24 protein-coding genes and 5 pseudogenes are annotated in these 26,176 nt (G+C 70.4%); 7 read left to right on the forward strand and 22 right to left on the reverse strand.

The features are described 5' to 3' along the window. Positions 1-39: 39 nt before the first annotated feature. The 3 genes and pseudogenes from ACZ4Z4_RS33915 to ACZ4Z4_RS33925 all read right to left on the reverse strand — a co-directional run. Positions 40-472, reverse strand: a pseudogene (locus tag ACZ4Z4_RS33915) (NF041680 family putative transposase); the annotation flags it as partial. 290 nt (positions 473-762) lie between these two features. Further along, positions 763-1,266 (reverse strand): hypothetical protein, encoded by a 504-nt coding sequence (locus ACZ4Z4_RS33920; protein WP_468336142.1) that lies wholly within the window; start codon positions 1,264-1,266, stop codon positions 763-765. Positions 1,267-1,522: 256 nt separating this feature from the next. Beyond that, positions 1,523-1,804, reverse strand: a complete 282-nt coding sequence (locus tag ACZ4Z4_RS33925) for a hypothetical protein (RefSeq protein WP_468336145.1) — start codon at positions 1,802-1,804, stop codon at positions 1,523-1,525. Positions 1,805-1,820: 16 nt separating this feature from the next. Between ACZ4Z4_RS33925 and ACZ4Z4_RS33930 the strand changes: the two genes are divergently transcribed. Then, the gene (locus ACZ4Z4_RS33930; RefSeq protein ID WP_468336148.1) at positions 1,821-1,943 is read left to right on the forward strand and encodes a hypothetical protein; all 123 of its coding nucleotides are present in this window, start codon (positions 1,821-1,823) and stop codon (positions 1,941-1,943) included. A gap of 7 nt (positions 1,944-1,950) precedes the next feature. On the opposite strand, the gene ACZ4Z4_RS33935 is transcribed toward ACZ4Z4_RS33930, so the two are convergent. Both ACZ4Z4_RS33935 and ACZ4Z4_RS33940 read right to left on the reverse strand, forming a co-directional pair. Then, a complete protein-coding gene (locus ACZ4Z4_RS33935) occupies positions 1,951-2,391 on the reverse strand; it encodes an OsmC family protein (protein WP_468336151.1) in 441 nt (146 codons plus the stop codon). Positions 2,392-2,440: 49 nt separating this feature from the next. Then, positions 2,441-3,730 (reverse strand): DUF6777 domain-containing protein, encoded by a 1,290-nt coding sequence (locus ACZ4Z4_RS33940; protein WP_468336154.1) that lies wholly within the window; start codon positions 3,728-3,730, stop codon positions 2,441-2,443. Positions 3,731-3,901: 171 nt separating this feature from the next. Between ACZ4Z4_RS33940 and ACZ4Z4_RS33945 the strand changes: the two genes are divergently transcribed. Further along, positions 3,902-5,200 (forward strand): streptophobe family protein, encoded by a 1,299-nt coding sequence (locus ACZ4Z4_RS33945; protein WP_468336157.1) that lies wholly within the window; start codon positions 3,902-3,904, stop codon positions 5,198-5,200. 43 nt (positions 5,201-5,243) lie between these two features. Here the strand turns inward: ACZ4Z4_RS33945 and ACZ4Z4_RS33950 are convergent, their stop codons facing one another. The 3 genes from ACZ4Z4_RS33950 to ACZ4Z4_RS33960 are packed head-to-tail and all read right to left on the reverse strand — an operon-like array spanning position 5,244 to position 9,504. Then, entirely contained in the window at positions 5,244-6,260 is a 1,017-nt protein-coding gene (locus tag ACZ4Z4_RS33950; RefSeq protein ID WP_468336160.1) for a serine/threonine-protein kinase, read from the reverse strand. Continuing rightward, positions 6,260-7,126, reverse strand: a complete 867-nt coding sequence (locus ACZ4Z4_RS33955) for a hypothetical protein (protein WP_468336163.1) — start codon at positions 7,124-7,126, stop codon at positions 6,260-6,262. The genes ACZ4Z4_RS33950 and ACZ4Z4_RS33955 overlap by 1 nt, the downstream gene beginning before the upstream one ends. A gap of 11 nt (positions 7,127-7,137) precedes the next feature. Continuing rightward, complete coding sequence (locus tag ACZ4Z4_RS33960) at positions 7,138-9,504, reverse strand: FHA domain-containing protein (RefSeq protein ID WP_468336166.1); 2,367 nt, start codon at positions 9,502-9,504, stop codon at positions 7,138-7,140. A 215-nt stretch (positions 9,505-9,719) separates the two neighbouring features. Between ACZ4Z4_RS33960 and ACZ4Z4_RS33965 the strand changes: the two genes are divergently transcribed. Beyond that, positions 9,720-10,589 carry an alpha/beta fold hydrolase gene (locus tag ACZ4Z4_RS33965; RefSeq protein ID WP_468336168.1) on the forward strand — a complete coding sequence of 290 codons (870 nt, stop codon included), beginning with the start codon at positions 9,720-9,722 and terminating at the stop codon, positions 10,587-10,589. Here the strand turns inward: ACZ4Z4_RS33965 and ACZ4Z4_RS33970 are convergent. Both ACZ4Z4_RS33970 and ACZ4Z4_RS33975 read right to left on the reverse strand, forming a co-directional pair. Then, positions 10,583-10,933: pseudogene (locus ACZ4Z4_RS33970) on the reverse strand (glycoside hydrolase family 6 protein); the annotation flags it as partial. The gene ACZ4Z4_RS33965 and the pseudogene ACZ4Z4_RS33970 overlap by 7 nt on opposite strands. A 367-nt stretch (positions 10,934-11,300) precedes the next feature. Continuing rightward, the gene (locus ACZ4Z4_RS33975; protein WP_468336171.1) at positions 11,301-11,882 is read right to left on the reverse strand and encodes a snapalysin family zinc-dependent metalloprotease; all 582 of its coding nucleotides are present in this window, start codon (positions 11,880-11,882) and stop codon (positions 11,301-11,303) included. A 202-nt stretch (positions 11,883-12,084) separates the two neighbouring features. Between ACZ4Z4_RS33975 and ACZ4Z4_RS33980 the strand changes: the two genes are divergently transcribed. Continuing rightward, positions 12,085-12,561 carry a hypothetical protein gene (locus ACZ4Z4_RS33980; RefSeq protein WP_468336174.1) on the forward strand — a complete coding sequence of 159 codons (477 nt, stop codon included), beginning with the start codon at positions 12,085-12,087 and terminating at the stop codon, positions 12,559-12,561. Positions 12,562-12,705: 144 nt separating this feature from the next. Here ACZ4Z4_RS33980 and ACZ4Z4_RS33985 read toward each other — a convergent pair whose 3' ends face one another. From ACZ4Z4_RS33985 to ACZ4Z4_RS33995, 3 genes are all read right to left on the reverse strand, one after another. Beyond that, the gene (locus ACZ4Z4_RS33985) at positions 12,706-13,011 is read right to left on the reverse strand and encodes a site-specific integrase (protein WP_468336177.1); all 306 of its coding nucleotides are present in this window, start codon (positions 13,009-13,011) and stop codon (positions 12,706-12,708) included. A 49-nt stretch (positions 13,012-13,060) separates the two neighbouring features. Beyond that, positions 13,061-13,555, reverse strand: coding sequence for a hypothetical protein (locus ACZ4Z4_RS33990; protein WP_468336180.1), 495 nt, complete (start codon positions 13,553-13,555; stop codon positions 13,061-13,063). 161 nt (positions 13,556-13,716) lie between these two features. After that, the gene (locus tag ACZ4Z4_RS33995; RefSeq protein ID WP_468336267.1) at positions 13,717-14,019 is read right to left on the reverse strand and encodes a hypothetical protein; all 303 of its coding nucleotides are present in this window, start codon (positions 14,017-14,019) and stop codon (positions 13,717-13,719) included. Between the two features lie 254 nt (positions 14,020-14,273). On the opposite strand from ACZ4Z4_RS33995, the pseudogene ACZ4Z4_RS34000 reads away from it, so the two are divergent. Beyond that, positions 14,274-14,746 (forward strand): annotated as a pseudogene (locus ACZ4Z4_RS34000) (hypothetical protein). Between the two features lie 395 nt (positions 14,747-15,141). Next, the gene (locus ACZ4Z4_RS34005) at positions 15,142-16,074 is read left to right on the forward strand and encodes a hypothetical protein (RefSeq protein WP_468336183.1); all 933 of its coding nucleotides are present in this window, start codon (positions 15,142-15,144) and stop codon (positions 16,072-16,074) included. Positions 16,075-16,097: 23 nt separating this feature from the next. On the opposite strand, the pseudogene ACZ4Z4_RS34010 reads toward ACZ4Z4_RS34005, so the two are convergent. Both ACZ4Z4_RS34010 and ACZ4Z4_RS34015 read right to left on the reverse strand, forming a co-directional pair. Then, a pseudogene (locus tag ACZ4Z4_RS34010) lies at positions 16,098-16,245 on the reverse strand (dehydrogenase); the annotation flags it as partial. A 33-nt stretch (positions 16,246-16,278) separates the two neighbouring features. Then, positions 16,279-16,902: pseudogene (locus tag ACZ4Z4_RS34015) on the reverse strand (ISKra4 family transposase); the annotation flags it as partial. 1 nt (position 16,903) lies between these two features. On the opposite strand from ACZ4Z4_RS34015, the gene ACZ4Z4_RS34020 reads away from it, so the two are divergent. Beyond that, positions 16,904-17,212, forward strand: a complete 309-nt coding sequence (locus ACZ4Z4_RS34020; protein WP_468336270.1) for a site-specific integrase — start codon at positions 16,904-16,906, stop codon at positions 17,210-17,212. A gap of 31 nt (positions 17,213-17,243) precedes the next feature. Here ACZ4Z4_RS34020 and ACZ4Z4_RS34025 read toward each other — a convergent pair whose 3' ends face one another. The 7 genes from ACZ4Z4_RS34025 to ACZ4Z4_RS34055 all read right to left on the reverse strand — a co-directional run bounded on the left by ACZ4Z4_RS34025 (position 17,244) and on the right by ACZ4Z4_RS34055 (position 26,063). Continuing rightward, positions 17,244-17,765, reverse strand: coding sequence for a hypothetical protein (locus ACZ4Z4_RS34025; RefSeq protein WP_468336185.1), 522 nt, complete (start codon positions 17,763-17,765; stop codon positions 17,244-17,246). Positions 17,766-19,449: 1,684 nt separating this feature from the next. Further along, positions 19,450-19,680: a DUF7683 domain-containing protein gene (locus ACZ4Z4_RS34030; protein WP_468336188.1), complete on the reverse strand. Its 231-nt coding sequence runs from the start codon at positions 19,678-19,680 to the stop codon at positions 19,450-19,452. Beyond that, on the reverse strand, positions 19,677-20,168 hold the full coding sequence (locus ACZ4Z4_RS34035; protein ID WP_468336191.1) for a colicin E3/pyocin S6 family cytotoxin: 492 nt from the start codon (positions 20,166-20,168) through the stop codon (positions 19,677-19,679). The genes ACZ4Z4_RS34030 and ACZ4Z4_RS34035 overlap by 4 nt, the downstream gene beginning before the upstream one ends. Positions 20,169-20,236: 68 nt before the next feature. Beyond that, positions 20,237-21,550, reverse strand: coding sequence for a hypothetical protein (locus ACZ4Z4_RS34040; RefSeq protein WP_468336194.1), 1,314 nt, complete (start codon positions 21,548-21,550; stop codon positions 20,237-20,239). 16 nt (positions 21,551-21,566) lie between these two features. Next, positions 21,567-22,196, reverse strand: a complete 630-nt coding sequence (locus tag ACZ4Z4_RS34045) for a hypothetical protein (RefSeq protein ID WP_468336197.1) — start codon at positions 22,194-22,196, stop codon at positions 21,567-21,569. Further along, positions 22,196-25,327 (reverse strand): ATP-binding protein, encoded by a 3,132-nt coding sequence (locus tag ACZ4Z4_RS34050; RefSeq protein ID WP_468336200.1) that lies wholly within the window; start codon positions 25,325-25,327, stop codon positions 22,196-22,198. Before ACZ4Z4_RS34050 ends, ACZ4Z4_RS34045 begins: the two co-directional genes overlap by 1 nt. A 1-nt stretch (position 25,328) precedes the next feature. After that, complete coding sequence (locus tag ACZ4Z4_RS34055) at positions 25,329-26,063, reverse strand: zinc ribbon domain-containing protein (protein WP_468336203.1); 735 nt, start codon at positions 26,061-26,063, stop codon at positions 25,329-25,331. Between the last annotated feature and the right edge of the window lie 113 nt (positions 26,064-26,176).

The following is a 26,176-nucleotide window of genomic DNA, read 5'->3' on the forward strand; positions in this document are numbered from 1 at the left end:
ACGCCGCCTCCCAGCACCGCACCACCGCCAACCTCGAGTTCAGCCTTCACGACCTGACATCGAGGCCCGACTCCATGCCGAGGAAGGCATGGACGACAGCTGAGGCGCGAGACAGGAACTTCGTTTCATGGTCTTGCCCACGTCGTAGCGGGTGGCGGGGCGTCGGTTCTTTGAGCCGGGTGGTCGCCCCGGGCCTGGTTTCGAGGGTTTGGGTGCACGGGCCGGGCAGACGAGGTGTGGGCGGAGGTTCCGGAACCCCCGGCGGACTCGGGCCGGGGTGAGCCGGCCGGGCACCGCCGGTTTCTCCCAGGGATGTCGGGGGTCGGCGGCGGCCTCGCGCAGGGGGCGGACTGGGTGTGGGCGGCGATGATCAGCCAGGTCCAGCGCTCGTGGCATCGGGGGTGCGAAGCTTCGGCCGGGTCCACCCGAGTGGCTGTTTCATCAGCCTGAAGAGGTGCTAGATATCGAATCGCCCCGAGGACGTCGACGTGCACTGGCAGGCGTTCCTGAGGGCAGGCGGTCGACCTGGAGGCGGGTCAGTGTGCCCTCGATGATGGGGAGTTCGCCGGTGTGGTCGGTCCAAGCCTGGTGTCGTACTCGGCGAAGAAGCTCGGCTTCTTCTAGGGGTACGAAAAAAGGCGCCTGACCTGGGCTTTTACCTGTCAGGCGCCTTCCACTCGGCCCGCTCAGCGCAGGGCCCAGTTTGCGTTGTAACTCCCAGTTTCTCCCTCCGCTATCGCGTTCCTGATCAGCTCTTCCGGTCTATTTCCGGTCCAGATCCCGGCTCACCCGGCAGACGCCCCGCCCTGGCTGACGCGGTCCCACTCCGCCATGGACTGCTCGATGAGGCGGGTTGGCCTGCTCCCGGACGCCGTCCAGGAACTTGGCGTAGTGACGGAAGAGGACCTGGATGCTCTGGCCCGCGCGGCGAGCGCATTCGGCCGGGTCCACGCCGGAGTAGAGCCAGAGCGAGATCCCGGCGTGCCGGAGGTCGTAGGGGCCGGTTGGCCAGGCCGGAGGCGAGTCCGTGCGGGTCAGGACATACTTCCGTGCCCGTGCCCACGTCGTGCCGTACGCGGCTGCGTCCACGTAGTTGCCGGCCTGGTTCCGGAACACCCGACCGTCCGGCGCCACGCCGAACCGTTTGATGTGCGCGCGCAGGATGCGCACGACCTGCGGCGGGATGGGCACCGGCCGGGTCGCGATAGCCGCACGGCGCTTGAGCGAGTGCACCTCGTGCGCCGCGCCGCGCCGTCGTCCGTCCAATTCTTGCCCGTGGTGATGACGCCGCCCGACAGGTTGAGCATCCCCCACCCGGCCTCGGGCAGCAGGTGGCACTGGGATTCTCCGCGAAGTAGCCTTTCTCCACCGCGGTGCTGAGCACTTCACTCAACGCAGCCCGCTTGCGCCCGGCCGTCTTGGCCGCAGCCGCTTTGCCGTCCAGCTTGCGACACAGGGGGCTACAGCGCCCGTCGCAGCACGTCGGCTTCCGTGAGCGCACCCACGGGCAAGGAGTTTCGCTTCAGCCAGTCCAGGGTCTTCCGCCACTCCTCGGTCGGCTCTTGGGCCCATGCGTTCTTGCGGTGCCATCGGTGGGAAGTTCGATTGGCTCGGGGAGCGCGGTCGCATGCAGGAGCTGGTCGAGCTGGTCTTGGTCGTAGCCCGTGCCCTTCAGGTCCAGCAGGTCCTGGAGGATGTCCGCAAGGAGGAGGATGTCGTATCCGGCGAGGTCGCTGGTGCGGTTGTCGACGATGATCTTCGCTGCCGCCTCGTCATCCACGTCCGGCCCGGTGACAGCGATCATGTCCTACGTTCCCGACATGAGCCGCCTTGAGGCGCTGTCCGATCGGCTCGTGCTCGTCGGCGGCGAGGAATCCCGCGGCGAACTCCCCCACTGCACGACCGTGTTCGTCGAGCACATGGCGAAGGCGCTGCGCGCCTGACGTTGTGTCAGGCGTCGCCGGTGCCGTCGGAGACGGTCACGGTGACCGGGGTGCCCGCCTCGACCGTGCGGCTGACCGTGCACAGCCGGTCGTGCGACGTCTTCACGGCCCGGGGCAGGATGGTGCGGGCGCGCTCCCCCGACGGACCGTCCGGGAACGTGACGTGGAAGGCGACCCCGAGGTCCGACATCCGGTTGCCGCCCTCGTCCTCGACCTTGGCGCCGGTCACGGTGACGGTGAACACGGCCGGTTCCTCGTGACGGCTCGTGGCGACTTCCACGTCGGCCGCGCTGCAACCGCCGATCGCCGCGAGGAACAACTCGACCGGCGTGAAGTCGGCACCCCCGCCGGTGCCGAAGGTCAGCGTGCTCCCCCGGGCGTTGGTCGCGGTGAACCGGCCAGGGCCAGCCCGCTCGACGGTGACGGAACGCAGCGCATTGTCAGTCATGCGAGGAGAGTACTGTCCCGCCGTCGCCGGCCCGGCGACACCCGCTCGCTCACGGGCTCCCGTCCGCCCGGGGGGACGACGGCGGCGGTGCGGGCCCGGACGCGGGCGATTCTTCCTCGACCGAGGAGGGCGGCTGCGTGGCGGGCGAGGAGGGCGGCGCCGATGAGGAGGGCGGCAGGACCGACGAGGGCGGGCACGAGCTTGCCGGGGGCGCCCCGGGGGACCGCGCGTCGCACGGCGGCGTACTCGCCGTCGAGGTCGACTCGTCGGGGGACGGGGTGTCCGGGTGCCGTGAGGGAGGCCTGGTCGCCGGAGGCTTCGTCTTCTTGTCGCCGGTGCCCGTGTCGCCCTTGGCCCGGGTGAACCAGTCACCGCTGTCCGGGTCGTACACGACGAACTGGTCCACGACCTTAGTGGCGGGCGCCACGACCACGACGTTCGAAGGCCGGTACCCGGGCCACGCGTCGCCCGTCTGCCGCGGTGTGCTCTTCTGCGCGACGGGCGGCAGCAGCGGGTTGCCGCAGGCGCAGCGCACCCGCGGCACGCCGTGGTCGTCGACCAGTACCGCGGTGCCGGTCTGCAACACGGCCTGGTAGCCGGTGGCACGGCCGTCGCGGTAGCCGTGGTTGGTCACGCGGGTGTCCAGCCGCAGGTGCACGGGCGTGAGCGAGCGCAGGTAGCGGGGGACGCCGGACGGTTCGATGTCGAGGACGGAGGCGAACGCCTTGTTCTTCGCCGGGTCCTTCTGGAGCGCGCCGACCTGCTTCTCCACGTCGCAACTGCCGATTTTCCGCGTCCCGCCGTAGAGACCGGGCGCCGCGCCGTCGACGCCACGCGTCACGTTGGCCGAGGCAGACGAGCTGGGCAGCTCGCTCGGGGAGGGGGGCGTGGAGCCCTCGCGGGCCGTCGACTCGGTGAAGGGGTCGGGCCCCGACTTGCCCGCGGGCTGGAGGAGGACCTCGCCGCCCGACTCCGACGAGCCCTCGGGGCGGGTGAGGACGACGGCCAGGATCACCGCGGCCACCACCGCGGCTGAGATCGCCGCGACGCGGGGCGCCGACTTCCACCACGGGCGACCTCCTCCGCGACCGGCACCGGGGCCGCCCCCGCCCGAGCCGTCGGACCCGCCGCCGCGGCCCCCGCCACCGGCCGGACCGTTCGGCGGGCCGCCGCTCGGCGGGGCCGAGGACCGCGCACCATCCGGAGGCGGCGTCGAACCGGCGGCGCTCGCGCCCGCCTGGGTCTCGCCCGGCCCCGAGGGGCTCGGCTGCGAAGGACCCGAGAGCGGGCCCGAAGGGGGTCCTGTGGGGCGTCCTGACGACGGCGGTTCGACGCTCACGAACACTTCCCTGTGTAGGGGGATCGGCGACGTACCTTTTATCCTGGTACGCGCCTATTGTGTGCCCCGACGTCCGGGGGCCCGCAAGCCGACGCCGGTCGGCCTTCCCGTAAGCCCTTCCGAAGGCCCTCTCGAAAGGCGGACCGGTCCCGCGCTGCTTAGCGTGGCACCGTGAGCGAGCAGACACCGCCGCGGGGGGCCGGGGCGCAACGCGCGGAGCAGAGCCGACGGGCCCCTCATGGCTGGCCCCATGCCCTTGCGGCCGTGCTCGCCTCCTTGGCGGTCATGGCCGTCGTCGCCGGGCTCGGCCTGTGGGCCGCGGGCGCCGCCGACCTGCCCGGCGGGGCGTTCCCGAGTGTCGTCGCGGCCGTCGTCGTGATGGCGGTCGGCGGCTCCGTCGGGCTCTCCGGCGACGCCGGGGTGATCGCCGAGACGGACGCGGGGCTCTCCGTGCTCCCGCTCTCCGTCAGCCTCGTCGGCGCTCTGGTGGCCGCCGCCGGGTTCCTCCGGCCGCTGCGGCACCGGGCCGTGGCCGACGTGCGGGAACTCGCCGGCTGGGCCGCCCGGATCGCGGTGCTGTGGGTGCTGCTGCTCATCGGCCTCGGCCTGCTGGCCCGGCACCGCTTCGCGATCGCGCTCGGCGACGGGCCCGCCGGGGAGATCGGCGATCTGCTGGACTCCTCGCCCGAGGTCGGATTCAGGACGGACGTGCCGCTGACCCTCGTCTTCGGACTGCTGTGGCTCGCGGGCGTCCTCGTCGTGGCACTGTCCGTCTCGCGCGGCGCCCCGCTCCCCGCCCGCCTGCTGCGCTTCCAGGAAGCGGTGCGCCCCGCGGCGTACGCCATGGTGTTCCTGCTGCTGTCGTACGCCGTCCTGGGGCTCGCCGCCGGCCTCGTCGTGGCGGCGACCCGCGGCCATGCCGCCGAGACGTTCGCGGTGCTGCTGCTCGGATTGCCCAACCTTGTCTGGCTCGCCTTCACCCTGGGGCTCGGCGCGTCCTGGGAGGGCCGGGTCGACGGGCCGTTCGGGCTGCCCATGCCGCGGGTCCTCGACGAGGTGCTGCGTACGCCGGCCGATTCCACTCTCAGTTTGCGGACTCTCGCCGAGCACGACGGGCGGGTGTGGTGGCTGCTGGTCGTCGCGGCGGTCCTGGTGCCGACGGCGGCGTTCCTGATGGCGGCCCGCTCCCCGGCACGGATGCGGGCCTGGCAGCACGCCGTGCACATGGCGGTGGCGCTGGCCCTCACCGTGCTCGCCGTCTGTCTCCTGGCGGGCGTGTCGGCCCACTACGGGCTTTCGCTCCTTGGCATCGGGGATCTCGGCGGGGGCCTCTCCGGGCTCGTGGAGCTGCGGCCGCACCTCTGGAAGGGGCTGCTCCTGGCCGTTGCCTGGGGTCTGGTCTCGGGGGTCCTCGGCGGGGTGCTGGCGCGACGGGTCCACCGGCGGGGCGAGGTGCGGCCCGGGGCCTGACCTGGCGCAAGCTGTGCGTTCGGCCGTCGGGAGACCGGCCGCTCTACTCGGTCGGCCGCCGGAAGACCGGCTGGGCCCAGCGGGGTGGGGCGGGGGGCGTCCCCGGGTGGGCCGGGGCTTGCTCGACGCGGCGGTCCACCCGCGTCGGGTGGTGGCCGTCCGTACTGCTGCCCATGGCCGCGGCCCGCAGCGTGGCGGCGAATTCCAGGCACGACCCGTACCGGTCCTCCGGACTCTTGGCCAGCGCCTTCGTGAGGACCCCGTCGAGGCCGGGGGCAACACCCGGCCGCTTCTCCGTCAGGCGGGGCGGCTGGTCGTACTGATGGGCCCAGAGGAGGGCGATGTCGTCGTCGCGCTGGAAGGGCGGCCCGCCCGCCATGGTCTCGTACACGACGCAGGCGAGGCTGTAGACATCGCATCGGCCGTCCACCGGGCGGCCCGATATCTGCTCCGGCGCCACGTAGTCGAGGGTCCCGACGAACTGGCCCACGGTCGTGAATCCGGTGAGCGACAAGGACTTCTTCGTAAGGCCGAAGTCCGTGAGGTAGGCGTGCTCGGGGTGGTCGCTGTCCGTGCCCTTGGCGATGAGAATGTTGCCGGGCTTGACGTCCCGGTGGACCAGGCCGCGGTCGTGCGCCGCGTCGAGCGCGGACGCGACCTGGGTGGCGATGCGGAGCGCGGCCGTGACGGAGAGCGGGCCGCCGCGGTCGAGCAGGTGGCGCAGATCGCTCCCGGGGACGTACCGCATGGCGATGTAGAGCACCCCGTCCGTCTCGCCGGCCTCAAAGACGGGCACGATGTGCGGGTGTTCGATCGCGGCCGCGACGCGTGACTCGTGCGTGAAGCGCCGCCGGAAGGTGTCGTTGCGGGCGAGTTCGGGGGCGAGCAGCTTGAGGGCGACGGTCCGGTCGAGGCGCAGGTCCCTGGCGCGGTAGACCACGGCCATGCCGCCGCGGCCGATCTCGCCCTCGACCCGGTAGTCCGCGATCTGCTGCCCGATCAGCTCGGAGGGCCGCCCGGAGTGCGGGCTCGGGCCGCCCTCGCCCGGCGCGGCCGCCATCAGGCGTCACCGGACCGGAGCGGCTGATGGGGTTCGTCCCCCTCGGGCGGGAGAAACGGGGCGGGGTGTCCGCCGTGCGGGGTGTGCGGTTCATCGACCACCTGAGTCTCCCCCGGACCTACCGCCTCGCCCACCACCCGCGTCTCCCCCGGACCTACCGCCTCGCCCACCACCCGCGTCGGCTCAGGCCCTGTCACCTCATTTACCACCTGCGTCTCCCCCGGCCCCACCCCGGCGGTCGAACGGTCGGTTCCGTCGGTCGCTTCCTGCGCGGCGGGGACGAGGCGGGTCGGTTCCCCGTCAGGCGGAGGGGAAGCGCCGGGGTCGGCGGCGGCTGCCCGTTGGGGTTCGGCGGCCTCGTGGTCATCGCCGTGCCCCTCGATGGCGGGTCTTTCCGTCACCGCGTACGTACTGAGCCTCGTTCCGTCGCAGTACACCCACCGCTCGTGGTCGGCGTCGTAGAGCCACAACGATTCGCCCTCCACGACCACGCCCACCCGCAGCCCGTGCGTCCCGCGCCGGAAGGACTCCCCGTCGCCGCCACCCGCCAGTTCCTCCGCCGCGCTCCGGTAGCGGCCGAGGGCGTCCTCGGTCCTGGTCAACAGCGGACGCGGATCCGCCACGTGGGTCAGAGGGCCCCTCGCACCCGGTGGATCGCGCGGCACGGCGAGCAGGAGCCGGCCGTCGACCCATGCCGACCAGCCGTTGGCGCACACGATCCGGCCCCAGTCGCCGAGCCGGTCGACCAGCTGCACGGGCAGCAGCGCGTCGAGGGGGGTCGTCGGACGCTCCACGTCGGGTGCCTCCCAGGCGGGCAGTCCGTCCTGGGGAACCACGTGGGTGGGGCGGAAGTCCGCAGGGGTCATCGCCGGTGCTCCTACTTCCGCATCACGGCGGGTTCATGGCGGCGCAGCAGCCTGGCGACCACGTATCCGAAGACGGCCGACAGGACCACCAGCATCCCCATGTTGAGCAGCCAGACACCCGCGGAGTGCCGGAACAGCGGGTCGGTGGTCAGTTCGCCCGGGACGATCCTGCCGAGGCCGATGGTGCCCGCCATGGCGCCCAGCGCCCAGCGCGAGGGCACCAGCCACGCCAGTTGTTCGACGCCGGGCACGCCGTGCAGCTTGAGGAGTGCGCCGCAGAAGACCACCTGGACGATGGCGAGGAACACGAGCAGCGGCATCGTCACCTCTTCCTTGCGCACCAGCGCCGATACGAGGAGGCCCAGCATCATGGCGGTGAACGCCAGCAGGGCCACCGCGAGGGTGACTTCCACCAGCGGTGGCAGCAACACCCCTTCGCCGGCGGGCGCGTTGAGGTCGACGCCGAGGAGAGCGACGAGGGTCAGCACGACGGCCTGGAGCACCGTGACCGTGCCGAGGACGACGACCTTGGACATCAGATACGCCGATCTGGAGAGCCCCACCGCCCGTTCCCGTTGGTAGATGACGCGTTCCTTGACCAGTTCGCGCACCGCGTTGGCGGCACCGGTCAGGACTCCGCCGACGCAGAGGATGAGCAGCGCGTTCATCGCCGTCTCCTGCGTGAGTCGGCTTCCGGCCAGCGCGCGGGCCATGGCGCCCATCACGAACGGCAGGGCGATCATGATGGCGAGGAACGTGCGGTCCGCGCCGAGCGCGGCCGCGTACCGCCGCACCAGCGTGCGCAGTTGGGAACCCCAGCTCTGCGGCTTCGGCGGCGGCGCGAAGGAGCCGGGCGTGGCCGCGCCGTCCTGCGGGAGGGACATCAGGTACGGCTGCGCGGAGGAGTTGACGATGTAGCGCTGGTGCAGCGGCGAGAGGTGGTAGTCCCGTGCCCAGTCCCGGTCGCGGTCGCCTTCGAAGGCCTCGAACGCCTCCGGCCAGTGCGGGAAGCCGAAGAACGGCAGCGCGTCCCGCGGCGGCCCGTAATAGGCGATCTTCCCGCCCGCGGCGAGGACGAGGAGCCGGTCGCACACGTCGAGGCTGAGCACGCTGTGCGTCACGACGATGATCGTGCGGCCGTCGTCGGCGAGGCCGCGCAGCATGTGCATCACCGAGCGGTCCATGCCGGGGTCGAGCCCGGACGTGGGCTCGTCGAGGAAGAGCAGCGAGGGCTTGGTGAGCAGTTCGAGTGCGACGCTCACGCGTTTGCGCTGGCCGCCGGAGAGGCTGTGGATGGGCTGGTCGGCGCGTTGTTCCAGGCCGAGTTCGCGGATGACCTCGTCGACTCTGGCCCGGCGTTCCGCCCGCTCGGTGTCCTGGGGGAAGCGGAGTTCGGCGGCGTAGCCGAGGGCGCGGCGCACGGTCAGCTGGGCGTGCAGGATGTCGTCCTGCGGTACGAGGCCGATGCGCTGGCGCAGCTCCGCGTAGTCGCGGTAGAGGTCGCGGCCGTCGTAGAGGACGGTGCCGCCGTCCGCGGGGCGCAGCCCGGTGAGGGCGTTGAGCAGGGTGGACTTCCCCGCGCCGCTGGGTCCGACAACGGCCAGCAGGCACTTCTCACCGACGGGGAACGAGACCTGGTCGAGGAGTGTCTTGCGGCCCCGGTCGACGGTGACCGTCAGACCCTGGACGTCGAGAGACACCTCGCCCGTGTCGACGTACTCCTGCAACTGGTCGCCGACGAGGCAGTACGCGCGGTGGCCGACGCCGACGATGTCCCCCGGCGCGAGAGGGGCGCGGTCCACGGGCTGGCCGTTGAGGTAGGTGCCGTTGTGGCTGCCGAGGTCGGCGATCTCGTACGTACCGTCCGGGAGGACCCTCAGTTCGGCATGCCGGCGGGAGACGACCAGGTCGTCGATGACCACGTCGTTGTCGTCGGCGCGGCCGATGCGGATGGTGCGGGTGGGCAGCGGGCGCACGGTCGTCGGCTGCCGGAAGGTGCCGGTCGCCGAGGGCGTGCTGACGGAGGAGGGGCGTTCGGGAGCGCGGGGTTCGGGCGGAGTGCGGCCGACGACCACCGCGCGCGGGCCGTCGGTGACGCTGCCGAAGCGGATGACGCTGCCCGGCCCGATTTTCCCCTCTTCGACGCGCCGCCCGTCGGCGTACGTGCCGTTGGTGCTGTGCTCGTCCTCGATGGTCCAGTGATCGAGCTCGGCGTGGAGGACGGCGTGATGCCACGAGACGCGGATGTCGTCGATGACGATGTCGCTCAGCGGGTCGCGGCCCACGTGGTAGTCCCGGCTCGGACTCATCACCGTGGAGCCGGTGTCGGTCTCCAGCAGGAGTTCGGGCGCAGTCGGCGCCACAGGCCGCTTCCCCATGCCGGAATTCTACCTATTTGCCCGAAACTCCGCCTGAGGTCGCCACCACCGGCCGCTGCCGGGCCGGTGAGTACGAGGGCGATCAGCGCATGGGCGATGAGTTCGGGCAGTGGATCGGGTCTGCCCGGCATGACGCGAATCCTTGCGGTGGCTGCCGCGCCCGACCTGCACCGCGCGACGTGGCCGTCCTACGACGACGTACTCCCGGAGATCCGATGACCACTGTGACCACGGTCCACGCCCATGGGGTCGCCATCGGCATCGAGTCGTTCGGTGACGACGACGCGCCCCTCGTCCTGCTCGCGGGCGGGACGACGATGCTTTCCTGGCCCGACGCGCTGTGCGAGCGCCTTGCCGCCGGCGGGCGCCGCGTGGTGCGCTACGACCTGCGCGACAGCGGGGAGTCGACCAGCGCGGACCCGCAGGCACCCGCCTACACCCTGCGCGACCTCGCCGCCGACGCGGCGGCCCTCGCCGGCGCGCTCGGCGGCCGGCCCGCGCACCTCGCGGGGATCGGCGTCGGGGGAATGGTCGCGCAGGTGGCCGTGCTCGACCATCCGGCCGTGTTCTCGGCGCTCACGCTGGTCGGCACCCGCGCGGTGGCCCCCGGCCCGCCCGACGCCGACCTGCCCGACCATGACCGGGCGACGATGAGCCGGCTGTTCGCCCGCCCGCAGCCCGACTGGACCGACCGCGAGGCGGTCGCGGAGTTCGCCGCCGCCGGCGCGGAGATCCGGGGCGACGACCCCGTTGCCGCGCGCGAGATCGCCGCGCGCGTCTGGGACCGCACGCCCGACACCACGCCCCCGGTCCAGATGGCCAACCAGCTGGGCGTGGTGTTCTCCCGGCTCGACTGCGCTCCCCGCTGGCGCGAGCGCCTGCCCGGGATCGACATCCCGACGCTCGTCGTCCACGGCCGCCGCGACCCGTTCTTCCCCGTCGGCAACGGCGAGGCGATCGCGCGCGAGATCCCCGGGGCGCGGCTGCTCGTCCTCGAGGAGGCCGCCACCGCGATCCCCGGGGCGGCGGCCTGTGAGATCGCCGAGGCGATGCTCATCCTGGGACAAGGGTCCCCGGATCAGTAGCCGTAGATCATCTTGTAGTCGACTACGGGGAGGAACTGCCCGGCCGAGGAGCCGGTTACGACGCCACAGTTGCCCTCGGACTCGCCCGGGGCCTTGACCCACAGGAGCATCTCGGCACCTCTGCCCAGTTGGGTGGGGGTGCCGATGCGGCGGCCCGAGGGGTTGCACCACTGACCGTTGGAGCCGTTTCCGTTGCGGCTGGTGTCCCATACGAACGGCTTGATGCAGCCGTACCGGGCGCTGAGTTCGCGCTTGATGGCGTTGCCGTACGCGGTGTTCTCGGCCGTGGTCGGGTAGTTGGAGACGTTGAGGGAGAAGCTGTGGGCCTGTCGGAGGTCGGGCTCGGGGCCACCGCGCATCCGACGGCGTCCTGGGTGGTGCGGTTGAGGCGCAACCTCGTCATGGACACCTTGAGCTGGAACCAGCACCATCTGCGACACTCGCACGAGTACCGACATGTCGCCTGACCAGCACGGATGATGTATCGGAACCCGCAGTGTCCCGCGTGCTCGATGGCGGCGCGCCGTGCCGCTCAGAGGTGAGGGCCATCGCGGCAGGTCGGCCCGGCCGCCTTGCCGCCGCTTCAAGCTGTCGACCTGTCGACCTGTCGACGGAGGCATGATCGCTTACCGCCGCACACGCGCGGGTGACGACGCCTGACCGCTGTACAGCTGGGTTCAGGCATCGTCACGTCGGGATGGCCCTTGCCGGCTAGGGCGCGTCCACCAGCACGCGGCCGCCGGTCCGGGTGTGTGTCGCGGCGGCGCCCGCGTACGCGTTCTCGACTCGCGAGCGCTCGGCCGCGTCGGGCACCGCGTTACGGCAGCTCGTACCGGCGCTGGAGCCCGACATCAGCTGCGAGCAGGGGCCGGGCTTGGTGTCCGGCAGGCCCAGGTTGTGGCCGAGTTCGTGGGCGACGATGCGGGTCTTGTCGTAGCCCTGGGAGACCGCCTGGCTGCCGAGTTCGACCCGTGCCCGGCCGCCCGGCCGGACCGGTCCGAGTGTGGCCTGCGGCCAGCCGGTGGTGGCCACGATCTGGATCTCCGCTCGGCTACCAGGGGCGGCTTTGACCAGCTTGACGTTGCCGACGTTGCCGTTCCATGAAGCGACCCCGGCAGAGATCGCCTGCTCCCAGCCTGCCGCTCGGCTGGCGTCGTAGCGGAGCGTGACCTGCGCGGCCACGCTCTTCGGCATGGTGGGCTCGGCCGCGGACACGGCGTGTGCCGCCGGGACCGCGGTCAAGAGCATCCCTGCCGCGGCACCGGCTATACCCAACCGTAGAAAGTGCACCATCACTGTCCTCTCACACGTGGGGGCTCTCGGACCCTTGGGGGCCGAAAGAGGGGACCAAGACGAGTGTCGCGAACATGCCAACCGTGTCAACTGGTTGGGCTGATGGCCCGTGACGACGACGCAGTGCCGAGCCAAGGCGGCGGCGCATGCTTACCGCTGCCTGTCGTCAGCTGTTGGAGGCGGCGGACTGTATCCAGCCCTGGTGGTGGCCTACCGCCGCCAGCGGGTGGATGAGGACGGCGCGCTGCGCGGGGCGACCCGGCTGCACACCGAACGCTTCACCACCGCCGTCTCCCAACTGGGCGACGCCTCCGCCGCGGTGCGCCTGGGCGGGGTGCACGCGCTGACCGGACTCGCCGACGACGCCCCAACCGCCCTGCTGCGCCAGACCTGCATCGACGTGCTGTGCGCGTACCTGCGGCTGCCGTACACCGCCGAGCCCGACCTCCCGCCGGACGACATGGCCGCCCGGCACGCCTACCTGGCACTGCGCGAGGTGCGGCACACCATCATCCGCCTCATCCGGGACGCATCGCGGTCGGCCCCGAGGAGACGCACATCTCCTGGCAGGGCCAGGACTTCGGCTTCACCGGGGTCGTCTTCGACGGCGGTGACTTCACCGGCGCACAGTTCACCGGCGCGCAGTTCTCCGGCGGCATCGTCGAACTCTCCGGGGTGACCGGTCGCGCGCCGGTCGGCCTGGTGCTCCCGCCCGGGCGGCCGCTGCCGCCCGGACTGAGTGTGCCGCAAGGGTGGCGGCCGCCGGCGTCCTGAGCCCCGGCCCGCCGTCCGCGGACTACAGCACCCCGTTCATGGCGTTCTCCTACCAGCCCTCGTCGGCCTCGAAGCAGCCCTCCATGACCGCGGAGCCGGGCACCCAGCCGCCGTTGACGGCGATGAGCTTGCGGTCGTTGCCGGCGCAGCGGGAGGACTCCGCGCCGCTGCGCCGGGTGGAGTGCCCGGTGGGACGGAAGTCCAGGTCGGCCCATTCGCCGAGGCGGGTGATGATGTCGCCGACGGTCTCCGGGGTGGGCCCGGCCTCGCTGACGGAGTGCCAGCGCGGGTGCAGGCGGCGGAAGAGGAAGCCGTCGCGGTCGACGTCCTCGCCGTCCAGTCCGGCCTCCTGCACCAGGCCCGCACGGTGCGCACCGGGCAGGTGGAGGGGCGCTGTCCGTACTTCACCTTCGCGGTGCGGGCGCGGTCTTGGACACCCGCAGGTCGACGATCATGCCGTACTCGTGCGGGGTGAGGTCGCGCAGCCGCGCGAAGGCGATCTCCTGCTCGCGGGCGGTCAGCGCGAAGCTCAGGCAGCCGATGGCGCGGGTGCGCAGCCCCAGCAGAGTGGCCGGGGTGGCGCCCACGGCCTGGCGCAGGTGCTCGACCATGAGAGCGAGGGCCGGTCCGCGGCCGCGCACCTCGGGGGTCTTAACGCAGTTCGCGGACCTGGTCTTGAGGACCCGGCGGGCGCAGGCGGCGACCGTCTTGTCCAGCACGAGGCGGTGCTCGGTGCGGCCGGTGACCACGACGCCGGACAGGCGGCGGTCGATGGTGGACGGTGCCATCAGGGTGCCGGGTTTCCAGCCGGGCTGGTGCCACAGCCATTCCACGAACGCGGTCAGCGAGGCCGGCGTGATCGCGGTGACCGGCAGTTCCAGCAGCGCGCAGAACTGCATCCACTGCTTCCAGTCGGTGGCGTGGCTGCCCTTGGTGTTGTCCGGGAGCGGGGCGGCGTCGTGCCGTCCAGGAGCTGAGCGGTGCCGACGGCTCGGACGGTGCGGGGAAGGGACGGGGTCATGTCGCGATGATGCGAAGAAGCCAGTGCGGCGCCGAGAGGTCAGCTGGGCCGGGATGCGATCTGCTGACGGGCAGGGCCCCAGACGTCCTCGAACTCCTCGAAGGTGAGTTGTTCGGAATCGTGGCCTTCCCATTCCGAGACGGGCAGCTCGGCGGTGATCCCGAATCTGCTGTCGTAATCACCGAGGCGGCCTGCATCGCGGGCCCGCTGCCACTCGGCGAGGGAAGCAGCTGCGATCGGGATCGACTCTGGCCCTTCGAGTTCGACCTGCCGGATCACCCAGCCTTCTGCGTCGACCTCGAAGTAGAACCAGGTGTCTTCCTCGTCCCAGTAGCAGCGCATCCATGTGGTCACCAGGCCATGATGCCGGGCCAGAGGCGCCGCCCTACTCCGCTCTGTCTCATGACTGGGCGATGAATCCTGCGGATCGGTCGAGCTGGAAAGGAGAACCGACCCGGGGCGGACCCCAGCCTTGATCCCGTGCCTCCAGTAGGTCCGTCTCAGCCGGAATCGTCCGGGCCGCCGAGCAGCACGCCGAAACCAGAGTGCCGCGCAGGTCGTGGTCGCCGTAGTCTCCGGGGCGAAAGGCGGTTCCAGTGGAGATCACGGTTCAGTGGATCAGGACGTCCTGGACGAAGCACTCCAGGGGCGGTGACGCCGCTGCCCGCAGGAATTCAGCGCCAACGGGGTTCCTGGTGTCACCAGTGCCGCCTCCTTCGCCCAGGTCATCCACATGTCCGAGCGTGACGCTTTCGAGCCGCACGAGAGTGAGAGGGATGTGCGCCAGGTCGGACTCAGCTTGCGAGACGAGGGCGATCGGCTCCGCGTGCTGGCGCGTGTGGAGCCGTTGTTCGGACTGCCGCCGCGCCCGCGGCGGCCGCCGGCGGTGCGTCTGGTCTCAGGGCAGTGGGTCCGTTGGCAGTTGAACTATCGGTTCAGTAGCGCCGCCGGAATACGGGACTGGTCGTACTGGCTCGACACGTTCAACGTTGCCCATGGGCCCGTCGACCCGAACGTCTTCCTGTCGGAGCCGACCGTTCTGGTCGATGAATGCGGTCCTGTTCGATAGCCGACCGCCGACGATCGGCTGGTCATAGCTTCTGCTTGGAAACAGGAAGAATGCCGGTCTCCATCACGGCTGGGTGTAGCTCTCTTCTGGGGGCGGCCCCGATGGTTTGAGCTGGGAGAACGTGGTTGTGGGTGATGGCGGCGTGGTCGGGTCTCTACCGGGTGGGTGGAGGAGGCGACGCTGATGGAGGTCGTTAATCGGGGGGGTTGGAGGCGCGGGAGGCGGCGGCCCGGGCCCGGGTGCGGTCGCCGCCGTCCTCGACAAGTGACGGAACCGCCGGGGCCGCACCGTGCCGGGGGCCGAGCGGGGCGGGCCGCCCACCGACTAGCATCGCCGAGTTCGTGCCACCCACCGGCCCGGGCATCACGGCGCGGCGTACAGGGAGCTGTCACGGCATGAGAACGAAGAGCGCAGCGGCGTGGACGGTAGCGGTGCTGATACTCGGCGCAGCCGTCGGCGGCTGCGCCGAGCAAGCGGACAAGGGACCGTCCACCAGCAGCGCGAAGCCCACGAAGAGCCACCACGAACCCGAGGACAAGCCTGATGCACGGGTCGTCGAGGACGACGACGACCACACCGTCCTTGAACTGTCCGACGGTCGGCAGGTTTCCCTCCGTTTCACTCGCCGCGGCCTGGAGGCACAGCATCGCGACGCCTCTGACGACGCCTGGTCTACCCGTAAGACGGTCTATGAGACCGGCACCAAACCGTGCCAGGGCATCAGGGCAAAGGCGTACCGGGACACCGTGTGGCTCGCGGCCGGCTTCGGCAAGTACTGCAGGGACGGTGAAGAACCGCAAGAGGTGATCGCGGCCGTCGCCACCGGGGACCTCTCCTCCTGGACCACCGACCCGACCAAAAACAACATGGTCTGGCCGAAGGTCCACATCCGCGACGGTGGCGCCCGAGTGGACTTCGTCGATCGCAGCTTCTGGGGAACCACCACGCTGACCTGGCGCAAAGGCTCCGGATTCGCCGGGGTGGCCACGAAGTACAAGCCTATCCACCCCTGGTTCGTGGGCCGGTGGCGAGCCACGGACGGCAGCCAGCAGCTGACCATCCACCAGGTCGAGCCGGGCAGATGGGCACGCGTGGTCATTGAGACCCGCACCGGACCGCGATGCAAGGGCAGCGCCACTGTCACCGGCATCGACCAGCACGACCTGTCCATGAGCAACTTCAAGCTCGAACAGGGCACCAGGACCGTCAACTGCCCGCCGGACGAGCTCAAGTACGACTTCGACGTGAAGTCCTCGGACGGCCCGCTGCGCCTACGCAAGATCGGCAACCACCCGAAGACCGTCCTTACCTATGAGCGGGCGGGCTGACGTACGACTGCGCATGAGGGGCAGCGGGCGATGTCGCTGTCGCCGGCCAGCGACCGCGACCGCGCGTCCGACGTATGCCGGGCTCTCCGAGATGCAGAAGTGCGGGACATCGGTCAGCGCGTCGCGCCAGTTGTCCTCGGTGACGCCGAAGTTGTCGAGCATCATCTCCGAAGGGTGTAGCACTTCCCGGGGGACGCCTGCGGTTCAGACCGTGAGGTCGTAGTCGTGCTGGTCAGAGGTGGAATAGAGCCGTTCGTGCTCGCGGGCGAGGTGGAAGGCGAAGTAGGCGTCGAGGTCACCGTTGTCCTTCACCGCCCGGAGTTTGAGGACGGCCTCGGCGCCGCTCAGCCCCCACCTTGCCCCGGTGGTCTCCAGACGGTCGCCGATGAGATGCCTGCATGCGCCCTCGGTCGGGCCGGTGGCGATCGGCCAGCCCTCGGCCAACGCCGTGTCGTAGCAGAGGTGGTCAAGGTGGCCGGCCAGGTAGCGGACTGTCTGCGGTTTCGCGTTTCGCTCCGCACAGGCCGGCCCGCCCCGCCTGCGCGGTGATCTCCGCGGCGGCGGGGCTGGCCCGGCCGTGGAGGATCGTGGTCAGATGCCCGGCGACCCAGGCTTCGGCTGCCGGGGTGCCGGGCCGGTGGGCTGTGCGCTGCCGCCCGGACGTACTCGCTGACGTGCACGATGTCGAGCAGGACCGGCGCGGTGATCCCGCGCCGGTCGGCTTCGGCGCGGGATCAGGTCGAGTTGGTGGCGGGCGCCGTCGACCGGGACGACCCAGGTCCGCACGTGGACGCGGTCGCGGGCCTCTGCCTGACCGAAGGCCGCGGCCGTGCCCGAGCTCTCCGGACTCCTTCGCCTACCTCTTCCTGCACAACCGCTGGCACAGCGTGCTGGACTCTGGCATCGAGCCGAGACCGTCAGCGACATCCTGGAGCGCATCGGCGTCGACGCCGAGCTGGACGTCCGGCTCACCGGGTACAGCCCGTGGCGTGGCCCGGTCACCGAGTCCTTCCACGCCAAGAACCCCGACGCCGTCGTGGAGGCTCAGTGCGGCTGGGCACCCGGCTCCGGGGAGATGCGCCGCTACCGCGAGGCCGACGAATCTTTCAAGGAGAACGCCCTGAAGGGAGTGCCGTAGAGGAGGGGCCTCCCTACGAGGTCGCAGAGTCTTACCAGACGTCACGTAGATCCACTACTTGTTCCTTCGGCCCGGATTCAGAAGAGATGTAGGCGCGTTGTCGCCCTTCAGAGAACATGTCGCGCAAGTACATCCCGGGGAAATCCAACAGCTGACGCCGGTGGGCAAGGCGGATGCGTACCCGATAGCGGTCGTCCCCGTTCAGGAGCAGTACGTCACACCAGTCCTGGCTGGGGGCTTCGAAGCCGAGCACAAGGGTGTGATCCTCGGCGAGCGGCGTGATCCAAGTCGACATGTCTTCCAGCAGCCAAGCCATGACCATCCACGCGGGTGCGTCAACTGAGGGCTGCCAGTCGTGTTCTCGCCGTCCCGCGCGCCCGGGCACGGGAGGTTCTCCCTCGAGATACGAGGGAGGGGCCACCGGGCCGTCCGTCGCAGTGAAAGTCACCTGCCGGGACCGCATTTCGATGGCGGAAACGCGGAAGCCATCCAATCCCAGGTCGAAGGCAACTTCGGAAGAGCGGGAGAGGAATTGGCTGTCAGGGCTGGCCACGAAGCCTCCTTCAGATAGCGCGAGGACACTGTCCCCGACCCGTTGAGGCCAGACAGTAGGTGACGTGGCCAGGCCGCATCGAACGTCTCGCCCTCGCTCATGCCTGTCCCCAGCCGATGCAGCCAAGATCCAGGTGCTCAAGGAGGGCCAAGCGCCGCACCTGGGCGACGTGAGTATCCGTAGTCCTTCTTGGCGTGAGGCTTTCCCGGCCTGCGTCGTCGGCGTCCTCGTCGGGAGCGGATCAGTGGTACGCCTCTCACCACCTCTATCGACTGGCAGCAACGGCCTGTCGGAGAAAGACTTTGATACCCCGCTCCATCAGCGCCTCCCGCCACACTTCCCGCGCTCGCAGCACTTCCTCAGATGGGGGAGACTGCGCGTCGCATCCATCGAGGCGTTTCGTAGAGCAGTCAGAAAGAGACCTACAGCACTTACGATGATTGCCACCGCAGTCACTGCGGCGAGAAGCCACCCGGTGGTTACAAGCTGTCCAGCCATCGGCCACGAATTGAGATGGCGTAGGAAATATCCGACCGACAGCAGACCCAGAGCAGACAGCCCGCTAAGCGCGGGTACAAGGACTGCCATGACAGTGACGAATCCGACGCCAGCTGTTTCTGCAAGTTCTGCACGACCTCGTGCCACGCGGTCGTGTTCCCGCAGCATGACGAAGGCCCTGTACTCCTGCGCCGCACAGGCAGTGATCAGTGCTTGAGCACTCAAGGCCATAGTGCGCAGCTACTCGGGGCTAAGCCGGTAACTGCCCGGCGGACCCCCATCAGCGCGCGCAACTCGGGTTCATTGAGAGCCTGGTCCACCATCCGCTCATAGTCCGGACAGTCCTCGGCCAGGAGGTACCGGGTCTTGGCCAGGCCGCTCGACTCTGGTGTGCGTGCGATCGCGGACCGCAGTTGGCTCGGGGAGTCGGGTGATGCCAAACCGCCAGCGTCAATACCGGGTGTCGTGCGTGCGATCGCGGCCCAGATGCGCCCTCGCAGCGACTCAGTTGGCATCTACGCCCCCTCCCTCTGAGCCAGTCTCATGCCTCGATTCCGTAGGGCTTATCGCGGTGGGTGGCTGCCCCGGTGTGGCTGGAGAACTGGCGTGCCCCTCTCCTTCGACGGGTGGAAGTCCCTGGCGCGCGATCTGCTCAAGAATCTTGGGGGCGGCGATTCCCACCGCAACCACGCCAACAGGTCCGCCGGCCTGGCCGGACGCTCCGAAGGCCGCTGCTACACCGACTCCAAGACCCAGTCGCAATACGACGGACAACACATAGGGCCCCAGCGGGGTCTGGCCTTCCTCCCTCCAGGGGTAACCCTGAACCCGACGAATAGCACCATACAAGTCCAGTGCCTCAACAGCCCCAGTGCAGCCTGTGGCGGGGAGCCCTGACCAGTGACGATCAACGGCTTCACCGAGGTCAGGCGCGAAGTCCGATGCCCCGCTGCCGAGTTCGACCATCGCCTCGCGCAGAGGGTGGTCCATCGGTCATGAGCCTCCTCCCGACCGCGGTGCCGGATTTTCCGGGAAGCGTTGCCTCAACGGTGGCTGTCGCGGCAGTCACTGCTGCAGTCCGCAAGCTGCACAAGGTGCTTGCCTCGACCACGCGCGACTGCGTCACCCTGATCTACGCCGTCAGCGCCCACGGCCACGTGCTGTTTCGGCGGGACCGCGCCGCAGGTCAGCCTTCGACGGCCTCCAGGAAGTATTCGTAGGAATTCAGGTCGAGACTCACGTCGGCAAGCCGACCGAGTGCGGCCGCCTGGCTCTCATCAAGGGGGTACACGTCGACGAGACGGTCGGCCGGGGTGCCCACCACGTCGGCTGCAGCCTCCAGGCCGATCCCCGAGACATCCAACTCCCGCTCAGGAGAGTCGGAGTCCTTCCTGTAGATGGTGATCAAAATCTTCATGGGGTTACCTCTCGCGACTTGTCAGCGGGCTTTGTCTCGGCGCCCGTGGCGGGGTCGTACTCGCCGAGATGTTTGCCTCGCTTGTTGTACTTCTCGACAGTGCCATGCTGGGAGTTCCGTTCATAAATGTTGCCCTTCGGGTCCTTCCACCGCTTGCGAAGACCGCCACCGCCCTGGACGGGTGCCTTGGGCTTGGCTTTGGTCGATTTCGGGAATGCGGGAAGGTCCTGCGGAGCCCGCACCGGGCCGGGGTCCGTCTTCCTGGTGACGCTCCCCTTGCCCTGAGCGTCCCGCAGCGCCGCCCTCAGGCCCTCGTCGATGCGGCCGATGCCGTCGGCAGACGTGAACGCGCCGCCGACCAACAGCGTCGTGCTGGTGCCTGGATCACCGACGCGCGGCTGAAGCTGCACCGCGCCGACTGCCCAGACGATGCCGATGCACCCGACCACTGCGCCGAGCGGCGCTGGCCGGTGGTGGGGAGTGTCCAAGCGTCGAGCGCCGCCGCGGTCATTCCAGATGCGGCCAGGTTTCCACGCTCAGGTACCGCTCCCCGCCATTACTTCGTCAGCAGGTTGAACGTCATCTTCGACTGGCCGGGGACGAGGTCCGGGCCCGTTGCGTTGCCCGACTTGGTCTGGAAGTGCTGGCCGAGGTATTCGCCCACGTATTGCGTGACGGCAGGTTCTATTTTGGTGCCGAACGCGCTGGACTGGTATGCCTCTTTGGGCAGTTTCGACGGGTCGATGTGGCCGATGTTGTCGTTGCGCCAGACCAAGTCCTGGTTGCCGCCCGCCAGATAGACCTCCATGCCGAGGTTTCCGTGGGCGTCGTACGTCACGACGGCCACGCAGGAGTTCTCCGGGTGCTGGGCGGCCCACTCCGTCAGTGTCTTGTTCCGGCCCTCCTCGATCGAGTTCGCGGTCTTTACCTCACCCGTGACGACGCGGGGCACCGTCAGCTGGCTGTTGTTCTCGGGGCCCTGTGGGCCTTTGCCGCCCCACTTGGGCGGCTCGGGGTGGTAGGCGCCCTGGCGCGGCTCGTAGGTGGTGGGCGGCCGGGGCTCGTACCGACCTTGCTCGGGGGCGGGCTTCACGATGCCGTCGGACGCGGAACCGGGCTTGGCGCCGGCGACTCCGGCTGCGATTCCCTTGACGACGGCGTCCCTGACGGCCTGCTGCCCGGCCGCCTTGTCCGCGGCGATCTTGCTCTCGGGGCCGACGCGTCCTTCGGTGATGAACCGGTCCGGCTGGTACGGGTGCGGGGTCAGGACGTTGTCGATGACGACGGGCTCCTTGGTGTCCATCTTTATTGGCCGGAGCGTGCCGTTGTTCACCAGTTCGCGCTCGACGTCACGGGGTGACACCTTGCCGGGGTCGATCGGGCCCCGGCCCAGCCCCACGACGAGATCCGCGTAGCTCTTGCCGGTCCGCTTCTCCAGTTCCTTGCGGACATCCGTATCGGTGCGCCCGTCCGCCCCCCTTTTCTCGGGCTGCTTCTGTTCGGGGGGCTTCTGCGCTGCCGGTTCGCCTTGCTTCGCGGTCCTCGGGTCCGTGTGCTTCACGTACGCCACGGCATCCGTGGTCATGTCCTCCTTGCGCAACTCCATGGTGCGGGGCGGCTTCTCGGCGAGGCGGTCCTCATTGCGGTACTCCAGCGTGCGGTACGAGGGGGACGCCTCGGGCAGCCTCGGCCGGTTCGCGTCGGTTTCGCGGGAGCCACCAAGGGGTGTGCCAGGAGTGCCCGTGTCCCGGGGCGTGCCCAGTTCCGGGCGGTCCTGCCTGACCGACGCGTCCGGTCCTTCCCGCGTGCCCTCGGCCGGGGATTTGGGCTGTTCGGTGCGTTCGGGCTGTTCGTTGTCACGCTCGGACATGACGTCATCCGGTCTGTCAGTGGCGAAGAGTACGGTCGATGAAGTCCGTTATGAGATCCCGCTGCTCCGCGGATACGCCGGCCAGCGGACGGGACGTCAAGTCGCTCGCGTCGCGCCCGTACCGCTCCGCGCCGGAGTCCGAGCCCGGCTCCCGTCTCTCCGGTCTCAGCTCCGTGCTCTCCGGTCCCAGCTCCGTGCCGCCCTCACCCGGCTTCCCGGAACGGCCGCCGTCCTGTGCGAAGCCGGGGAAGCCGAGTTTCAGGTCGAGGTCGAGATCGAGATCGATGCCCTGGCCGGACCTGGCGGAGCCCGAGCCGCTCAGCAGCATTCCCGTGCCCGGCAGCATCTTCTCGACGGACGCTCCCGCCTTCGGGGTACCGACCGCGAGCCCGTCCGCGCCCCCGAGACCGCCGGGGAGCTTTCCGGGTTCGCTGCCCATTTTGGACCAGCTGCTGTAGTCGCCCACCGACGCGCGCAGCGCCGCGGCGGCGATGTCCGACCCCGGCAGGCCGGTGCGTTCCATGGCCTGGGCGTCCAGTTCTGCCGCTTCCCTGCTGAACTTGTCGAACTCGGCCTGCGCCTTGGCGCGGGATTCCTCCGCCGCGCGGTCGTTGTCGGCGCGCACCTTGTCGAGGGTCGATCCCATCACAGGCCCGCCTCTCCGAGGACGCGCGCCAGGATGCGGCGGGCGGTGCGGGGCGGCTTGCGTTCGTCGTCGGCGAGCATCTGCTGTTCGAAGCAGAGGCAAGCCCGTCGTGCGGCGGTGTCGAGCGCGGTCCTCGCCTCCTCCGGCAGGTCGTCGGTGGGGAATTCGACCAGTTCGTACGCCGCGTCCTGGCAGATCTCCCATGTCTGGCGCCGTCGCTTGTCCTCCGAGGCCGCGTCGTTGCGGTCCGCGTCCCGCCACGGGGACTGGTAGCGGCGGGACGCCACCAGGTCGGCCACCGCCGAGCGGTACAGGCACAGCGGCGGATCCTGCGAGCAGACCAGGTGGCAAACGGGATAGGGCTCGAACTCGCGGGCGTGCAGGCGCCGTGCCGTCTGCTGGAGCGCAGCGACGAGCGTTGCCGTATCGCGGCATGCGGTGTCGGCTCGGTCGGTTCTGTCCACCTTGTCGAGGAGTACCGCGCGAAGCCGGTCGCACAGCTCGGCGGTGTCGGCGTAGGACCATCCGCGCTGGCTGCCGCGCCGGGTGGTGAGCCACTCCGCGCCGTGGCCCGCGAAGGCGCGCAGCAGGTCGGCCGTCGGTACGGACGCGGGGCGGCGGGCGCGCAGCGCGGTGCCGAGGTCGTCCCAGAGCCGGTCCGGCGCCCCCGCCTCGTCGACGGTGGACGTGAGGAGCCGGGACAGGACGCGCTGGACGTACACGTCGCCGGTGAGTTCCCGGGCCGCCGCGCAGGCCGCGGGAGTAGCGCAGGTCTCGGCGCAGAACGGCTGCGGCAGGAAGAGGTCCGTGAAGGCTCCCGCCTCCCGCCAGCGCCGCATGTGCTCCTGCACCTCGGCGTCGGTGGGAGGGCGGGGCGAGAGCGGGTCCTTCACGGGCGGTACGCGGACCAGCAGGGGCGCGTCGTCTCCTCCGCTGAACACGACGGCTTCGCCCACGCCCAGGGTGACGAGCGCTCTGGCCTGGGCCTCGTCCATGGCCATCGCCGCGGCGAGCGCGGCACGGTCGTCCCCGGCGATGACACGGTGGGTGATCTTGAGATTGCTGTTCTTGATCACGTCGGGCGCCAGCCGTACCGGTACCTGGTCGGCGATGATCACGCCCTGCCCGTAGGCGCGGATCTCGGAAAGCAGGTTGGAGAAGGTCTCCACGGCCTGCCCCTTGGGGTTCGCCGTCTCTTCCGAGGACGAGGGCTGGACGTTCTCCAGCAGCCGGTGCGCCTCCTCCACCACGAGGAGGTGGACGAGTTCGCGCGACTGCCCTTGCGCGCGGCGGTGTTCGACCAGGCGGATCAGGAGCAGGCCGGTGAAGAACGCCTTGTCGCCCTCGTCGCCCAGGGCGTCCAGCTCGACGACGGTGGGGGTGTCGAACAGCTGGGCCGGTGGCAGCGAGCGCGACACGTCCAGCATCGCCCCCTTGGCGCCGCGCCGCAGGGATTCGAGGCGGGTGAGCAGGGCGGCGCGCATGTCCCCGGCGATCCGGTCCTCGTAGCCGAGGGTGGGGATGACCTCGGCGACTTTCGCGATCAGGTCGGAGAGGGTGGGAAAGGCGTCCGTGCGTACGCCCCCGGCGCCGTCCAGCCGGGAGTTGAGGTTGGTCCGCAGGTCCCAGCCCCGGTCGGCGTACACCTCGTGCAGGCAGCGCTCCAGGATCTGCGGCAGGGGGGTCCACATGCCGAACGCGGCCGTGAAAACGGCTCGGAGCAGATCGAGGTGTTCGCTGACGGTCGTGCCCTCCGGCGCCTCGAAGGGGTTGAGGACGAACGGCGCGACGGTGGCCTTGCCCGCGGTGAACACCTGGAGGTTCTGGCCGAGGGCGGGGTGTTCGATCAGGGCGCGGTATTCGGTCTTGGCCGGTTCGATCACGAGGAACGGCACGCCGTTCGCGGCCGCCTCGATCAGCAGGCCCATGATCGTGTTGGTCTTGCCCGAGCCGGTCGTGCCGGGGATGAACACGTGCCGGCTGAGGGAGCGCAGCGGCACGCGGTACGCGGTGCCCGTCGCCCGGTGATGGTGGAGCACGTCGCCGACGACGAGGTGGTGCTCGTCGCCGCTCACGGGTGGCGCGACGACGTCGAATCGGGCGAGCGGGCTGACGGAGAAGCCCAGGGTCTCCAGCTGGGGCAGGTGTACGTACGCGGCGAGCTGGGCCGAACTCAGCACGGTCTGCGCGGCGTACGGGTGCTGGTACAGGTTCGGTCCCGGCTGCTCGGCATCGGCGGGCAGCGCCCAGCCGCCGCCCAGGCCGGTCACGGCGGGATGCGGGAGGGTGCGCACCGGTTCGGGGACCGACCTCGCGCCGGAGAACACGGCACGCCAGGCGCTGGCGAGGGCGGTCACGTCCTCGGGGCGCTCGCCGAAGAGGTAGACGGCCGTACGCCAGCCGCCGCGCGCGTGCGCGTCGGCGAGGGCTTCCAGGCGTGCCTGGAGCAGTTCCACGTAGTGCGCGGCCAGCGGGCTGCTCACGCCCTTGGCCTCGACCGCGGAGGACACCACGCGCATTTCGTTGAGGACGCGGTTGCGGTCGGCGCCGAGCGCGTCCGGCCCGACCGGGGTGGCGAGGACGAGTGCGGCCCAGCGTGTTCCGCTCATGGACCGGATGAGGCGGTCCACCGGTAGGGCGCCGTCCCGGGTGTCGACGACGGCGGGGCTGGGAACGCCGAGGGCGAGCGCGCCGTGGCCGAGCCGGGGCACGCCGACACCGGCCGCCGTGATGCCCACGGCCGGGTAGCAGCCGTCGAGGATGCCGAGCAGCATCCGCTGCCGGGCGTCAAGGCCCGCCTCGTCCATGCCGTCCTCGGCCCAGGTGCCCAGGCGGATCGAGATCCCCTGGCCGCTGCCGTCGAGGAGGAAGGCCAGGGGCGCGCCCGCCCCGGCGAGGCCCACGAGCAGGGGAAGGGTCGCCGGTTCGAAGCCCGGGTCGTCGGCGGTTGGCCTGCCGCTGCCGGGTGTGGGCTGGGCGGCCTGGGCGGTCACCGGCTGTCCGACGCCGGTCACCCGCACCGCCCGGCGCGCCGCCATGGGGACCACGGCCTCCGCGCCTGCCTGCCAGAGCGGGCGGAGCCTGGTGCGTTGCAGGTAGTCGACCGCTGCCGTGGTCACCGGGTCGCTCATGTCAGGGCTCCGCGGGCCAGCCCGGAGGCGGTCCTCCGGTGTCCGTACAGGCCGAGATCCCGACGCTCACGAACATGCCGATGACGAACAGGCCGATGATCGCGGCGAGGACGACGGCGAGCACGCGAAGGCTCCGGTACGCCTTGGCGTGCACGCGCGCGTGCGTGGTGAGGTTCGTCAGCTCGTCGGCGCGCAGGGTCCCGTCGCGCCACCGGCCGCGCAGCCGTACTTCGTCGCCGTTGCTCACGGAACCGGAGAAGGAGAGACCGCGCATCTCCACCGGGAGGAGCTTGAGGGCGTTCCCGCTCGCGTCGTGGCGTTCGATGCGGAAGTGCCAGATCTCCTCCTCGCCGCCGTTCCCCCACTGCTCGCGGCGTGCCTGGAAGTCGCGGACGACACCGGTGAAGTGGTCTTCCTGGGCGCCGTACGTGGTCGGGGACCCGTAGGAGGTCGGGGACCCGTAAGGGGGCGGGGCTTCATACGACTTCCGGGCTTCGTACGCCCTCGGGGGCCCGTCCGGCGCCGGGGTCCCGGGCCCCGTATGCCCGCCCGGTGCCGACGTCCCGTACGACCGCGAATTCCCGCCCGCCATAGCGGCCCCGCACGCCGGACAGTACTGCGCGGGGGGCGCCACCGGGTCGCCGCACGAGACGCAAGGGCGGGTCAGCGCGGTACGGCACTGTTCGCAGTAGGCCGAGCCGACGCGGTTCTCGAACCCGCAGGAGTGGCAACGCATGACATCGCTTCCTCCCTCTCAAGCTAGCACTCGCCACCCCGCCCTGCGCGCCGAATTGGAGGCTCTGACCTGCGCGTTCATACAGAGCCCCGCCCTTATGACCGAGGCTCGAT

The organism is Streptomyces sp. NPDC030245, from assembly GCF_055572995.1.

What these genes read in the sequence shown, in the direction of transcription:
- ACZ4Z4_RS33925 (WP_468336145.1), bottom strand. Translation starts at nt 1,804, where the DNA reads ATGATCGCTGTCACCGGGCCGGACGTGGATGACGAGGCGGCAGCGAAG.
- ACZ4Z4_RS33930 (WP_468336148.1), top strand. Translation starts at nt 1,821, where the DNA reads ATGAGCCGCCTTGAGGCGCTGTCCGATCGGCTCGTGCTCGTCGGCGGC.
- ACZ4Z4_RS33935 (WP_468336151.1), bottom strand. Translation starts at nt 2,391, where the DNA reads ATGACTGACAATGCGCTGCGTTCCGTCACCGTCGAGCGGGCTGGCCCT.
- ACZ4Z4_RS33950 (WP_468336160.1), bottom strand. Translation starts at nt 6,260, where the DNA reads ATGGCGGCCGCGCCGGGCGAGGGCGGCCCGAGCCCGCACTCCGGGCGG.
- ACZ4Z4_RS33955 (WP_468336163.1), bottom strand. Translation starts at nt 7,126, where the DNA reads ATGACCCCTGCGGACTTCCGCCCCACCCACGTGGTTCCCCAGGACGGA.
- ACZ4Z4_RS33960 (WP_468336166.1), bottom strand. Translation starts at nt 9,504, where the DNA reads ATGGGGAAGCGGCCTGTGGCGCCGACTGCGCCCGAACTCCTGCTGGAG.
- ACZ4Z4_RS33965 (WP_468336168.1), top strand. Translation starts at nt 9,720, where the DNA reads ATGACCACTGTGACCACGGTCCACGCCCATGGGGTCGCCATCGGCATC.
- ACZ4Z4_RS33975 (WP_468336171.1), bottom strand. Translation starts at nt 11,882, where the DNA reads ATGGTGCACTTTCTACGGTTGGGTATAGCCGGTGCCGCGGCAGGGATG.
- ACZ4Z4_RS33990 (WP_468336180.1), bottom strand. Translation starts at nt 13,555, where the DNA reads ATGCAGTTCTGCGCGCTGCTGGAACTGCCGGTCACCGCGATCACGCCG.
- ACZ4Z4_RS33995 (WP_468336267.1), bottom strand. Translation starts at nt 14,019, where the DNA reads ATGCGCTGCTACTGGGACGAGGAAGACACCTGGTTCTACTTCGAGGTC.
- ACZ4Z4_RS34005 (WP_468336183.1), top strand. Translation starts at nt 15,142, where the DNA reads ATGAGAACGAAGAGCGCAGCGGCGTGGACGGTAGCGGTGCTGATACTC.
- ACZ4Z4_RS34030 (WP_468336188.1), bottom strand. Translation starts at nt 19,680, where the DNA reads ATGAAGATTTTGATCACCATCTACAGGAAGGACTCCGACTCTCCTGAG.
- ACZ4Z4_RS34040 (WP_468336194.1), bottom strand. Translation starts at nt 21,550, where the DNA reads ATGTCCGAGCGTGACAACGAACAGCCCGAACGCACCGAACAGCCCAAA.
- ACZ4Z4_RS34045 (WP_468336197.1), bottom strand. Translation starts at nt 22,196, where the DNA reads ATGGGATCGACCCTCGACAAGGTGCGCGCCGACAACGACCGCGCGGCG.
- ACZ4Z4_RS34050 (WP_468336200.1), bottom strand. Translation starts at nt 25,327, where the DNA reads ATGAGCGACCCGGTGACCACGGCAGCGGTCGACTACCTGCAACGCACC.
- ACZ4Z4_RS34055 (WP_468336203.1), bottom strand. Translation starts at nt 26,063, where the DNA reads ATGCGTTGCCACTCCTGCGGGTTCGAGAACCGCGTCGGCTCGGCCTAC.